Consider the following 12,359-nt stretch of genomic DNA (forward strand, 5'->3'; position numbering starts at 1 on the left):
GAAACCCTTTCAGCGGTTCAGGATTCGAGGTAGCGCAGGACCGCAAGCACGCGGCGGTTCTCGCTGTCGTCGGGGGCCAGGTCGAACTTGGCGAAGATCGACGCGATGTGCTTCTCGGCCGAGCCGACCGAAACGTGCAGGGCACCCGCGATGGCCGAGTTGGTCCTACCCTCAGCCATCAGTTGCAGGACTTCCTGCTCGCGTGGCGTCAGCTCGTCGAGGGCCGATCGGCGGCGGGACCGGACCAGGATCTGGGAGACCACCTCGGGATCCAGCACGGTCCCCCCGCCACTCACGACCGTGACGGCGTCCAAGAACGTGGGCACGTCGGCCACCCGATCCTTCAGCAGGTAGCCGAAACCTCTGGTGTCCGAGGCGATCAGGTCGGCGGCGTAGCGCTCCTCCACGTAGTGCGAGAGGACCAGCACCGGCGACTCCGGGTTCTGGCTGCGCAGAAGGGCTGCCGCCCGGATGCCCTCGTCGGTGAACGTCGGTGGCATCCGGACGTCGAGGATTGCGAGGTCGGGCTTGAGCTCGTTGACGATCCGCAGCAGGTTGGTCGCATCGGACACGCCCGCCACCACGTCGTGGCCGAAGTCGGTGAGGATCCGTTCGATGCCGGCCCGCAAAAGGGCAGAGTCCTCGGCGATCACGATGCGCATGGCAGCACCGCCGAGACGATGGTGGGTCCGGTCACCGGGCTGGTCACCGTGAAGGTGCCGCGGGCTGCGCGCACGCGCTCGTCGAGCCCGCGGAGCCCCGTTGCGTCCTCGCCGTCGCTGACGTCCGCGCCGCCGATGCCGTCGTCGAACACCGAGACGTGCAGTGCATTTCCCGGCTCGTCGAACCGCACCGTCACCACCGCCTGGGTGGCGTGCGCGTGCTTGGCGACGTTGGTCAGGGCCTCGGCGACGACGAAGTAGGCGACCGATTCGACTTCGTCGGGCAATCGATACGGCAGATGGATGTTCAGTGTGGTTGGCACGCCCGAGGTTTCGGTGCGCTGCACCACCGAGGACAGCGCGGCGTCCAGGCCACGATCGGCCAGGATGGTCGGCGCCATCCCGCGCACCACGTTGCGCAACTCGACCAGCGCGCTCTTGGCGTCGTCCTGGGCCTCGGTGATGAGCTTGCGGGCCGCGGGGAGGTCGTTGTCGAGCTTGGTCTGCGCCAGGCCGATCGTCATGGCCAGCGAGACCAGACGGGGCTGGACGCTGTCATGCAGGTCGCGTTCGATGCGGTGCCGCTCGGTTTGGGCCGACGACACCGCCCCCTGCCGGGCGTCGGCCAGCGCGCTGACCTGGTACTGCAGGGCAGCGGTGGCCGACGGGGACAGCAGCCAGCGGTCGATCGCGGCGTCGACGGCAGGGGCGAACACCAGGATTGCGGCGGCGGCCGCGAAGGCGACGACGGCCAGCACCCAGGCCAACGGCGGCGAGATGAACGACATGCCGATGGCGTCGTCGCTGCGGCTGATCGCGATTGCCGCCGCGGGTCCGACGAAGGCGAACAACAACAGGGCGAACGCGACGCCCGCGGCGAGGATGTCGTAGATCAGGCGCAGATAGTGGTGCGCGGCGCCCTTCCAGAACTTGACGCTGCTGACGTCCAGCCACAACTGATGCGCCCACCGCTGAAAACCGCTGTACTGCGACATCTTCCGGAGAGGTACGGGGATCTGGAGGTCGAACACGGCCTCGCTGCGCACGCGCTCGACCCATTCGACGCCACGCATCAGATAGATGAAGACGATGGCGCCGAGCAGGAAGCCGATCACCGACGGGATGGACGAGATGGCGAGGATCAGGATCGTCAGGGGAATCCAGAACCACACCACGCCAAACGCGGCGCCGGTCATCATCGACGCGGTGGGAACGAGGCCCAACGGCCGGGCGCCCGGGGTTTCGACGATCTCGACGGTGTCGGCGGGTGGCGTGGGAACCTCGTCGATCGGGGTGGTGACTGCAACCATGCCTTCAACCTATGGACTGACGGCCCCGCCCGACACGGCGATACCCCGAGAGAATTCGGGGGGTTAACCCCAATGCCGCGCAGTTAGCGTGTGCGGTTGGTTGTCAACCGTCGAGGATTTCGATGGTGATGGTCGTGGTGTGGTTGGTGCGGTCGATGTTGCCTTTGGCTCGGTGTTTGGAGATGGCGCGTTTGACCACGCGGGGGCAAGAGCGTGGTCGGCGGGCGGGTAGTGGCTGGGCCAGCACGGCTGTTCCGATGCGGCCGATCAGGTCGACGGTGGTCTCGGCGATGGCCGTCGCGGCGTGGGTGACTTGATCGCGGGCGGCCTGTAGGGCCACGGTGAAGCTCAGGCGGTCAGGGCTGGTACCGGGTCGGGCCAGGGTGGTGTCGGCGATGGCGGTGCGTAGGGCCTGGTAGGTGATCAGCAGGGCGTAGAGCTCCTGGGTGATGCCGGCCGGGGTGGTGGCGCGCAGTACGCGTCCGCCCAGGATGGTCGATTTGAATTCCAGATAGCTGGTTTCGACTTCCCAGCGTTGGTGATACAGCGAGACGAGTTCGGTTGCTGGGTAGCGCTTTTCGTCGGTGAGTGTGGTGATCAGCCGGTAGTGGCCGACCCCGGTGGCCCCGGTGCCGGTACGTACGCTGATGCGGGCGTCGATGACGCGTACGGTGACCGTGCCCATCCGGGCCACCCAGCTGTGGTCGCCCAGCTGTGTGATCGGGGGCAGCACGCGGGTGTCTCGGCAGCGGATGAGCAGGTCCGCACCGGCTGCGGTGATCTGTTCGACGAGGGCGGTGGCGGCGAAGTTGCGGTCGGCCAACAACAGCATGCCCGGTTTGAGGCATCTGAGCAGTGTTGGTGCCCAGGTGGTTTCGCCGATCCGGTAGGGGCCGAAGACGGCGTCGATGACGGTGCGGGTGCCGCAGGCCACGACGGTGAGCAGGCGCAGCATCGGATACCCGGACTCGGCGTCGGGCCGGCCGGTCTGACGTCCGAACGCCGCAGCGTTGGCCGCGCTGTTGGGCACAAACATTGAGGTGCCGTCGATGGCGCAGACCAACAGTCCGCGCCAGCGTGTGGCACCGGCGGCCGGGCCACGCAGCAGCGAGAACAACTCCCGTAGCGGGGCGGGCCCCACTCGTCGCAGGGCTTGAGAAAGCGCCGAGGAACCCGGTGAAGCCACGCTGGCCGGGTCCAGGCCGGTGACCAATCGCGCCCACACCTGCTGATAGCCGATCTCGGCGAACAGCGCTGCGGCCAGTAGCAGATACACCACGACCCGCGAGGGCAGCACCCGCAGACGCCGTTGGGTCGCGCCGGTGGTTTCCAGGGCGGCATCGACCAGATCAGGGGACACGATCCGGGTCAACTCACCCAGATGACCGGGCGTGAAGGGACCCATATTCACCGATGAACACGCACCGATGGCAGACTGAACAGACAGCGGAACTCCCAGGTGAAATGGTGTCTTGCGAGGACAATCCATCGATACCGGGAGTTCCGCTGCCTTATCAGCACCTCACACGGCGTGTCACAATTGCAACACCAGTCACACCCCTAACTGCGCGGCATTGGGGTTAACCCCCCGCTCGGGCGTCGCGATGAGTTTTCCGCGCGACGCCGGTCTGCTCTGGTACCGAATTCATCGACCAGCCAGGAGTAGCCACCATGACCGTCATTTCCTCCCACAGCTCCGGTGCCGCCGCCGACGCTCCGCAGAAGCGGCCCACGAGTCAGAAGGTCGGCATTGGGATCAGCGTGCTCGTCGGCGCGTTCCTGGTGTTCGACGCCGCGGGCAAGCTGGCCAACGTGCAACAGGTCAAGGAAGGCACCGCAGCACTCGGCTTTCCTCCAGGGCAGGCACTGGTCATGGGCATCGTGCTGAGCATCTGCGTGCTGGTGTACGCGATTCCGCGCACGGCCGTGCTCGGTGCGCTTGGCATCACCGCCTACCTCGGCGGCGCCGTCACCGCGAACATGCGCATCGAGGCCCCAGTGTTCAGCGCCACTCTGTTCGCGGTCTACTTCGGCGTGCTGATGTGGGTGGGCCTGGTCCTGCGCCGTCCCAGCCTGCTGCGCGTGGTGGGCATCACCCGCTGAATCACTTTGGCGCGCTGAGCTCCAACGCGATGAAGTCCGGATCGCGGAACTCGAGGATGTAGGCCCGGCCGATGTCCTTGATCGGCTCATGAGCGATGCCGAGATCGTCGAGATGTTCAGCCGCCGAGTCCAATTCGGTCTTGCTCGCCACTCGCAGGCACAAGTGGTCGAGGCCCACCCGGTCCTCGTCGAAGCTGTCGTCGGCACCCGGCCGCAGCCCGATGATCGTGCCGCCGATGTCGTAGAGGACGCCGCCGAACAGGAAGCCCAACTGCTCGCGGGTCGCGTCGTCGGCGTCCTCGGGCACCTCGAGCGCGACGGGCCAGCCGAAGACCGATTCGTAGAAACTGCGGGACCGCCCGATGTCGGTGACCGTGAGCCGGATGTGGGCAACTGAGTTCGCGGTGATCGGCATGCCAGCCATGCTGCCATGCGCGTCATGTCAGAATCCGGTCGTGCAGATCGGGATGACGATGCCGGTAATGGAAACCAACCTCGACGCGGCCACGCTGACGTCGTGGGCCCGCGTCATCGACGGCGGCCCGTTCGCGTCACTGTGCTGGGGCGAGAGGATCGCATTCGACAACCCGGACTCGCTGACGCTGCTCGGAGCGCTGGCGGCGCTGACCGATCGGGTGCGCCTGGTGACGACGGTGATCGTCCCGCAGCTGCACGACCCCGTGATGCTGGCCAAGGCGCTAGCCACGGGCGACCTGCTGAGCGGTGGACGGCTCACCGTCGGCCTCGGCGTGGGTGGCCGCGACGAGGACTACCTGGCCGTCGGCGCGGACCCGGCCACCCAGACCATGCGGGACATGGCCGACCGGGTCGCGATCATGAAGCGGGTCTGGGCGGGCGAGAAGATCACCGAGTCCGTGCTGCCGGTCGGTCCGTCCCCGGTGCAGTCAGGCGGACCGCAGCTGCTCGTCGGCACCATCGGACCCAAGACCCTGCGCAGCGCGGCGGCCTGGGCCGAGGGACTTGCCGGCATCACCCTCGACCTCGACGTCGACAAGCAGAACGAGCTGTACGACGTCGCTCGCGTGGCCTGGGCCGAGGCGGGCAAGCCCAAGCCGCATCTGGCGACGTCCTTCTGGTTCGCGCTCGGCGACCGCGAGGAGGCCCGCGCCCAGGTGCACCGCCACCTCCGCCGCTACATGAACTGGATTCCCGCCGAATACGTCGACGCGATGGCACCCACGACCGGGTGGGCCGGCACCGACGAGGAGCTGCTCGAGGTGCTGCACCGGTTCGAGGACATCGGCACCGACGAAGTGCACCTGATTCCGACGAGTTCCAGCATCGACCAGCTGCGCCGCGTCGCGGACGTGGTCAAGGAATTCACCTGAGCCGTCTCAGTTTTGAGACGCCAGCCCGTCGTAGACCTTCTTGTAGTACGTCGACAGGAATCGTGGGCCGACGAACCGCATGAGGGTGACCCCGGCCAGCGCGATGGCGTTCTTCGAGGTCTGCTCCCAGACACCGTGCACCGAGCTGCCGCCGTCGGTGGGCGTGGCGGTCAGCGACATGTTGCTGCCCGCAGCGATCGCGTCACTCTCGACGACGGTCAGCGTCACCGAGCCGGGGACCGACCAGTCGTAGTGCCATGTGGCCCACAGCTTCGGGAAGTCCTGGCCTTCGCGGATGTCGGCGTCGGTGTCGCCGACGCGGTACACCTCGAAGGCCTTCGTCGACGACGCGGGCCAGCGGTGCGGCCGGTTCGGGGAAAAGTCGATCATCAGCTCGATGACCTGGTCCGGTGTCGCCGTGGTGGCGAAGTCGAACTCGAACTTGGTGTGCACGGTTCGAAGTTAACAGTTCCTTGCAGAGGGGGTTTGGGCAGTTCGGGCGGCGGCTCGAACGAGGCTTCGGCAAACCGCACGCGAGGCGACGCCGATGGGTACGCTTCCGCCAACTGCACAAGTCTGTGAACTGCCTGGGGGTGTGCCGCGTGGGGACCGTCATCGGAATCATCGTCGCCGTAGTCGTCGTCGTACTGCTCGTCGTCTTCGTGATCGCCGGCTACAACGGCTTGGTCCGCGCGCGGAACGCGTACAAGAACGCCTTCGCGCAAATCGACGTTCAACTGCGGCGCCGATTCGACCTCATTCCCAACCTGATCGAGACGGCCAAGGCGTACATGGCGCATGAGCGGCAGACACTGGAAGCCGTTGTGGCGGCTCGCAACAACGCGATGAACGGGCTGTCGGCCGTTCAGGACAACCTGGGTGACCCCGCGGCGATGCAACAACTCGCGGCAGGCCAGCAGCAGCTCAACGGCGCACTGGGACGGCTCATCGCCGTCGCCGAGCAGTACCCAGATCTGAAGGCGAACCAGACCATGATGCAGTTGTCCGAGGAACTGACCTCGACGGAGAACAAGGTTGCGTTCGCCCGGCAGGCCTACAACGACTCCGTGATGAACTACAACAATCGCCGCGAGACGTTCCCCGGCAGCGTCTACGCGGGGATGTTCAACTTCACCCCGGCGGTGCTCCTCGAAATACCGCCGGAGCATCCCGAGATGAGGGACGCGCCGAAGGTCCAGTTCTGAGCCATCGGCGGTCATGAACTTCTTCGACCACCAGCGGGCAGCCAAGGGCACCACGCTCAAGCTGGTGTTCCTCTTCGTGGTCGCCGTGGTGGCGTTGGTCGCCGGCATCGACGGCGCCGTCGCGATCGCCATGGCCTACAAGCACTTCGATGAATCGGCGATTCTCGGCGTGGTCGTCGTCGTCACGGCCGTCACCCTGCTGCTCATCGGCGGTCGCATGTTCTTCAAGATGCTCTCACTCCGACACGGAGGTGCGGCCGTAGCCGCGTCCCTCGGAGCCGTCCCGGTCGACCCGACGACGACGGACCCACAGCTGAGGCGGTTGGTCAACATCGTCGAGGAGATGGCGCTGGCCTCGGGAGTACCGGCGCCGCGCTTGTTCGTGATGCCGCAGGAGCCTGGCATCAACGCCTTTGCGGCGGGCTTCACCCCCGCCGACGCGGCCATCACCGTCACCGGGGGTGCGCTGGCCCAGCTCAACCGCGACGAGTTGCAGGGTGTCATCGGGCATGAGTTCAGCCACATCCTCAACGGCGACATGCGACTGAACATCCGACTGATCGGACTGCTGGCCGGAATCCTGTTGGTCGGGATGATCGGACTGCGGTTCCTGCAGTTTGGTGGTCGCGGGAGCGATAGCAAGGGCGCACTACCGATCGTCGCGGTCGCGTTCGCGATGATGGTGCTGGGATTCGTCGGGGTGTTCTTCGCGAACCTGATCAAGGCTGCCGTGTCACGGCAACGGGAGTGGTTGGCCGATGCGTCCGCCGTGCAATTCACCAGGCAGACCGACGGCCTCGAGGGTGCGCTGAAGAAGATCGGCGGCATACCGGCGGGTTCCCGACTTCGCGACGCCCGCGGAGCGGCCGAGGTCAGTCACATGTTGTTCGGGGAAGGTACCCGGCGGTCGTTTACCTCGCTGTTCGCCACGCATCCGCCGCTCGCGGACCGGATCAAGGCGCTCAATCCCAATTTCGATCCGAAGGTGCTGGACGACCTGCAGAAGTACTACGCGCAGCAGCCGCCGAACGGGTTGGCCGAGGATGCGGCAGCAGGTTTCGTACCGGCCATCGATGTCGGCACCGCAGCCGGTCGCCGTGCCGTCGGACCCGAGCGCGTTGCTGCTCGGGCCGGAACGCTCACCCCGGCCGATCTGAAATGGGGTGCCGCCATGCGGGCCCGGCTCCCTGCCGAGGTGCGCAGCCTCGGAGCCCAGCCGAGCACCGCCCCTGCTGCCACCATCGCCTTGCTGCTCGCACCGACCGGCGACCCGCTGCAGGCTCGCCAGCTCGACGCAGTGGCTCATCGACTGGGGCGGGCGCAGGCCGACGGCGCCGCGGCGCTGGCTGGCGTGATGGCGACCTTGCCCCGCGAGCTACGGCTGCCCTTCGTCGAACTGGCGCTTCCGCAGCTGGCCGTCCATCCCCGCGACTACCAGAAGGCACTGGTGGCCACCCTGAACGAACTCGCCGTGGCCGACGACACGGTGACCATGTTCGAGTACTGCGTCACCCGTCTGATCTGGAGCTACCTGCAGGACGCGGCCGACCCGGCACATCGCAGCAAGGTGGGCACCGGCTCGCTGGGTCCGGTGCGGCCACTGGTGACGACCCTGCTCGCGACGATGGCCGCCGCGGGCGCTCGGGACCAGGACGCGGCGAGGCGGGCGCTCGACGCCGCAGTGGGTCGCCTGTACGGCGATGCGGACGCACCTCGCGAGCCGCGCGACCGCTCGTGGCAGCAGACGCTCGACGCGGGCTGGGCCGCGCTGGACGCATTGGAGCCCAGATCCAAGCAAGCGCTCGTCGAGGCGATGGTGGTGGCAGTGCTCGACGATGGCGAAGTTGCGCCGCCGGAGGCCGAATTACTGCGCGCGGCTTGCGGTTTGATGCACGTGCCGCTGCCCGCGCTGCTCGGCTGACTCTGCCCGTGGCGAACAACCTGCCAGGGCCGTTCGCCGTCGCCGACACGCCGATTCCGGCTCGGGTGCGCGCACGTCACTGAAATCGGCGGGATTTCGTTCGCTGGGCACCGATTTCACCTGCATGCTCGACCGCACCCACCCGCACACAACGTGCGAACGCGTTGACCGAAGACCAACTAATAGTCAGGCTGCATCGGTCGCTGGCCTGTGACGGGTCACTTTTTGTTCTTCTTGTTCTTATGCTTGGGGTTCAGGCGGATCGACAACTTGCCGCCCTCCTCGCATTCTGTTGCGACGATTAGCGCCGCCGTACCCCCAATAGCTCCTTCGCCGAACGCGTAGTTCGCGTTGATCTCAGCCAGGCGTCGATGTTGCAGGGAGATCGCCTCATTGACGTGAACATCGACCTTCATCGTGATTTCGATGCTGTCGATGCGTTGCAGGTCGCATTTCTCGCCATCGTCGTGGCGTACGTATAACGAGTGTGGTCGGCCGTCGAAATCAAGTGTAAATCCAGGACCCGTACCGCAATTGACGTAGGTTTCCATGTCCTGCGCGATGGCGGTGAGGCCGATCTGCTCGTTGATCCGGTCCCAGAGGAATGGACCTTCCACAAGCGCACTGATCAGTGTTCCGAGATCCATGCCCACGCCCTCCTGGATGAATATGTCCAGGTCTTGAGGGGCATGGAACCACTTCACGCCTTCCCCTGGACGGTCGACGAAGACGCGTGCTCTCCAGGGTGTGAGTTCGAGCTGCTTAGGCCATAGCGATCGGACGGCGTTCACGATCCAGAACGCCGGGTCTCCATCGCCCAAGGTCTCAGGTGAGATGGGGTCGATGTTCTCCTTGATGGCGAGGTCGCGAGCCTGGTCCGTGAAGCCGCTTTCGGAGACAAGCACAACCTTGTCCGTCGGTAGGTTCTGATGCTTGGCGATCATCTGCTCCACCCACTCGACCGAGATGGGGTCAGGCTGCCGCGAGGCTGCCTCGATGCCGATCACCACGGCGTGGCCAGCGGCCAATGTGCGTAAAACAACGTCGACTTCGCGCATCTTGCCGGTGAGTCGATTCGGCAGCATCGCTGACTCTTCGATTGAGGCGCCTTCAGCGAGGTGCTCGTAGATGACCGAAACGACCTGCTGAAAGAGATTAGTGCGTTTTGGCACGACATCAAGCATAGGGGAACTGGGCTCTTGCTTTAGCCCGGGCAACTCCGCCGAAGTAATTGCACGGGCGAACGGCCCGGAGCTTCAAAGATGGCCTTCAGCTGCAAAGAAACTGAATACATTTGCTCAGCGACCAAGTTGCCTGGCCTAACGGACAGGACGACGAGCGGTGACCTCGGTGTATCTACAGTGTTGCCGAGGTCATTGTTCGTTTCCTTGGTGGAGACAGTACGATCACCATGTGGCTATCCCTGAACTGCTCACGTTCGAGGATTATTCAGTTAGTGGACTTGGTCGAATCAATGTCTTGTTGGGCAAAAATGGCACGGGTAAGAGCACCGTCCTAAAGGCGTTCCAGCGATACGTCAGAAATGGCGGGACTCGATGGGGCGAGTCCAAGTACATCACGCCAGAGCGCGCGGGAACACTTACGTATGAGTCGGGTGTCGAACAAAATATTATCAATTCACCAAATTGGTTGGTAGATACGCGCCTGGTAAATCAGTACAATCAATTTAAGCAACAAACAGTTTCGCAATATCGTCGACTAGAGTTGAGCGTACTCCGCGCGGTCGAAACAGCAAGTAAAGCAGGAGAAACGCCGCGAATATATTTTTCACACTATTTGGAACGTATTAATTCGTTGTTAGACAATATTGAGATACGTTCTGAAACAACCAACAGTGCTTTCAAGATGTACGATCGTGACTCTGACGTAGAAATATCGGCAGGAAACATTAGTAGTGGTGAGTCTGAGCTAATAGCGCTGGCGATTGAAGCGCTGGTCTTCGTCCAGAACGTTGGCGCCGAGTCGCGCGGTCTCCTGCTGATGGATGAGCCCGACGTCCACCTGCACCCAGATCTACAAGCACGGATGACGCAGTTCTTGTGCGATCTGACAACAGAATTCGATTTCGACATTCTGATCGCCACACATAGCACACCGATACTTGGGGAGCTTGTCGACTACGCCGGCGCGAATATCTGCCTGATGAAGGCGCGCGCCAAATCCCTTACATTTGAACCGGTTGACGACATATATAAGCAGTTGATGCCGGTGTTTGGTGCTCATCCGCTGACGCGTGTGTTCAGCAATTCTCCGACTCTGCTCGTCGAGGGTGAAGATGATGTGCGAATCTGGCAACAAGTGGTAAGGTCCGGTAATGGCGCCGTGAAGCTGTACCCGGTAGAATGTGGCGGCCTTCCATTCATGCGAGAATATGAACTTCGGCTATCTCAGGTGATGGAATCAGTTTACGAAGGCGCGCGAGCATTTTCTTTGCGCGATCGAGACGAATCGGAGGATGTTAGGAATGACATCCCGCTTGTTGTCCGAATGCAATTGGAATGCCGCGCAGCCGAAAATCTTCTGCTGTCCGATGAAGTTATTTCTTCGCTTGGTTTAAGCTGGGAAGACATTCAAGGGCGAGTCGCGCAGTGGTTGACTCAAGACCGAGTGACAAGCCATCCCAAATTCGGTGAAATGAAGAAGTTCGTAGATGACGGGATGAATCGCAAGTCTGCGGATTTGAAGGATCTGCGGATGATCATCGTCGGTCAAGTGTTCGCTTCAAACAAGCCGTGGGAGGTCTTGGTCGGCCAAGTCATCGGAAACGTCGTCGCGTCACCTCCGCCGGTAGACGCTCGCGGCCCGAATTCGTTGCTTACATACCTCGGCCAAGATGTGACAGCCCAACTACTTGGCGTGGCCTCATAGAAACCCTTCGGACTCACTCGTCGTCGGGCTTGTCCGGTACGTCTGCGTCAGCCGTGGCGATGAAAGCCGCACATGAGCCGAGTGAGTTGAAGACCAGGCGTTGACCCGAAGTATCTCCATGCGTCATATTGCCCGGTGGGTCGTCGGCTCGGACCGAACTGGTGTCTCGTCGGCTCGGACCGAACTGGTGTCTCGTCGGTCTCAAGCCCTGGGGGCCGCGGGGACGCCACGGTGGCGCGCATACATAACGTGGGCGTGCTGCACGTGCGATCGGACGGCGTACGGCTTGGTGGTCGACGGGCCCGCGGCAGTGCGCATCAGTAGTCCTTGGTTCCGCCGAGTTTGTCACTCCGATGTGGCGACCGGGACCTCGCCATTAGTCATTGCCAACGTCTCTGGCTCGTTTTCCGTCCGCCAGGCAGAGAAGTTGGCGTCTGACACAGTCAAGAGTCTTCGACAAGTGCTGTCAATTGCATAATGCGTACCGTTCTTATGCATAACGCATCTGAGATCGCGTGAGCACTTGTCGCAGTTAACCACCGGTTTCGCCCCGGATCCGCCCGAACCGTGACGAGCGACGACTCCAGCTGACATCTGCTCGAACTTCCCATCGGAGGTTATCTGTGAGCCCGATGCAGTGAATATCACGCTTGTGGCGCACTCGAGGCATACTGCGAATTTGTGGCCTCCTTCAGTTGGGGCCTTGATCCTCACTTCGCTGCCGCAACCGGGGCACGGTCCAGCCAGAGTTCGAGCAGTCTCGGGGAGCTGAGTCGAGGGCGTCCCAGCGGATGCTCGCAGCCTTGAGAAGATAGAGCCATCTGACCGTCGGTGGACATTGAAAGATTGCCCACATTGCCGACAAGTGTTGGCGGATGTGTCGCCTGGGTAGCCGCCGATCGAAACTTTTTGCAATGTGT

General features: G+C 63.5%; 11 protein-coding genes. 5 read left to right on the top strand and 6 right to left on the bottom strand.

Annotated elements, in window-relative coordinates; translation table 11 throughout:
- Positions 1-17: 17 nt before the first annotated feature.
- The 3 genes from HNP02_RS30630 to HNP02_RS30640 all read right to left on the bottom strand — a co-directional run bounded on the left by HNP02_RS30630 (position 18) and on the right by HNP02_RS30640 (position 3,377).
- Positions 18-662 carry a response regulator transcription factor gene (locus tag HNP02_RS30630; RefSeq protein ID WP_184444390.1) on the bottom strand — a complete coding sequence of 215 codons (645 nt, stop codon included), beginning with the start codon at positions 660-662 and terminating at the stop codon, positions 18-20.
- Complete coding sequence (locus tag HNP02_RS30635) at positions 650-1,972, bottom strand: sensor histidine kinase (protein WP_184444391.1); 1,323 nt, start codon at positions 1,970-1,972, stop codon at positions 650-652. The genes HNP02_RS30630 and HNP02_RS30635 overlap by 13 nt, the downstream gene beginning before the upstream one ends.
- A gap of 103 nt (positions 1,973-2,075) precedes the next feature.
- Positions 2,076-3,377 (bottom strand): IS4 family transposase, encoded by a 1,302-nt coding sequence (locus HNP02_RS30640; RefSeq protein ID WP_184444392.1) that lies wholly within the window; start codon positions 3,375-3,377, stop codon positions 2,076-2,078.
- 266 nt (positions 3,378-3,643) lie between these two features.
- Here HNP02_RS30640 and HNP02_RS30645 point away from each other — a divergent pair, with 266 nt between their 5' ends.
- Positions 3,644-4,075 carry a DoxX family protein gene (locus HNP02_RS30645; RefSeq protein ID WP_184444393.1) on the top strand — a complete coding sequence of 144 codons (432 nt, stop codon included), beginning with the start codon at positions 3,644-3,646 and terminating at the stop codon, positions 4,073-4,075.
- A 1-nt stretch (position 4,076) separates the two neighbouring features.
- Here the strand turns inward: HNP02_RS30645 and HNP02_RS30650 are convergent, their stop codons facing one another.
- Positions 4,077-4,490 (bottom strand): VOC family protein, encoded by a 414-nt coding sequence (locus HNP02_RS30650; RefSeq protein WP_184444394.1) that lies wholly within the window; start codon positions 4,488-4,490, stop codon positions 4,077-4,079.
- 52 nt (positions 4,491-4,542) lie between these two features.
- Between HNP02_RS30650 and HNP02_RS30655 the strand changes: the two genes are divergently transcribed.
- Positions 4,543-5,424, top strand: coding sequence for an LLM class flavin-dependent oxidoreductase (locus HNP02_RS30655; protein ID WP_184444447.1), 882 nt, complete (start codon positions 4,543-4,545; stop codon positions 5,422-5,424).
- 6 nt (positions 5,425-5,430) lie between these two features.
- On the opposite strand, the gene HNP02_RS30660 is transcribed toward HNP02_RS30655, so the two are convergent.
- On the bottom strand, positions 5,431-5,877 hold the full coding sequence (locus HNP02_RS30660) for a hypothetical protein (protein WP_309241746.1): 447 nt from the start codon (positions 5,875-5,877) through the stop codon (positions 5,431-5,433).
- Between the two features lie 149 nt (positions 5,878-6,026).
- Between HNP02_RS30660 and HNP02_RS30665 the strand changes: the two genes are divergently transcribed.
- Both HNP02_RS30665 and HNP02_RS30670 read left to right on the top strand, forming a co-directional pair.
- Positions 6,027-6,629, top strand: a complete 603-nt coding sequence (locus tag HNP02_RS30665) for a LemA family protein (RefSeq protein WP_184444395.1) — start codon at positions 6,027-6,029, stop codon at positions 6,627-6,629.
- A 13-nt stretch (positions 6,630-6,642) separates the two neighbouring features.
- Positions 6,643-8,550 (top strand): M48 family metallopeptidase, encoded by a 1,908-nt coding sequence (locus HNP02_RS30670; RefSeq protein ID WP_184444396.1) that lies wholly within the window; start codon positions 6,643-6,645, stop codon positions 8,548-8,550.
- A 218-nt stretch (positions 8,551-8,768) separates the two neighbouring features.
- On the opposite strand, the gene HNP02_RS30675 is transcribed toward HNP02_RS30670, so the two are convergent.
- Complete coding sequence (locus tag HNP02_RS30675) at positions 8,769-9,722, bottom strand: hypothetical protein (RefSeq protein ID WP_184444397.1); 954 nt, start codon at positions 9,720-9,722, stop codon at positions 8,769-8,771.
- Between the two features lie 241 nt (positions 9,723-9,963).
- Between HNP02_RS30675 and HNP02_RS30680 the strand changes: the two genes are divergently transcribed.
- Positions 9,964-11,439 carry an AAA family ATPase gene (locus tag HNP02_RS30680; protein WP_184444398.1) on the top strand — a complete coding sequence of 492 codons (1,476 nt, stop codon included), beginning with the start codon at positions 9,964-9,966 and terminating at the stop codon, positions 11,437-11,439.
- The last annotated feature ends 920 nt before the right edge of the window (positions 11,440-12,359 follow it).

This window comes from Mycobacterium sp. AZCC_0083 (assembly GCF_014202335.1).
GTDB lineage: Bacteria > Actinomycetota > Actinomycetes > Mycobacteriales > Mycobacteriaceae > Mycobacterium.

What these genes read in the sequence shown, in the direction of transcription:
- HNP02_RS30630 (WP_184444390.1), bottom strand. Translation starts at nt 662, where the DNA reads ATGCGCATCGTGATCGCCGAGGACTCTGCCCTTTTGCGGGCCGGCATC.
- HNP02_RS30635 (WP_184444391.1), bottom strand. Translation starts at nt 1,972, where the DNA reads ATGGTTGCAGTCACCACCCCGATCGACGAGGTTCCCACGCCACCCGCC.
- HNP02_RS30640 (WP_184444392.1), bottom strand. Translation starts at nt 3,377, where the DNA reads ATGGGTCCCTTCACGCCCGGTCATCTGGGTGAGTTGACCCGGATCGTG.
- HNP02_RS30645 (WP_184444393.1), top strand. Translation starts at nt 3,644, where the DNA reads ATGACCGTCATTTCCTCCCACAGCTCCGGTGCCGCCGCCGACGCTCCG.
- HNP02_RS30650 (WP_184444394.1), bottom strand. Translation starts at nt 4,490, where the DNA reads ATGCCGATCACCGCGAACTCAGTTGCCCACATCCGGCTCACGGTCACC.
- HNP02_RS30655 (WP_184444447.1), top strand. Translation starts at nt 4,543, where the DNA reads ATGACGATGCCGGTAATGGAAACCAACCTCGACGCGGCCACGCTGACG.
- HNP02_RS30670 (WP_184444396.1), top strand. Translation starts at nt 6,643, where the DNA reads ATGAACTTCTTCGACCACCAGCGGGCAGCCAAGGGCACCACGCTCAAG.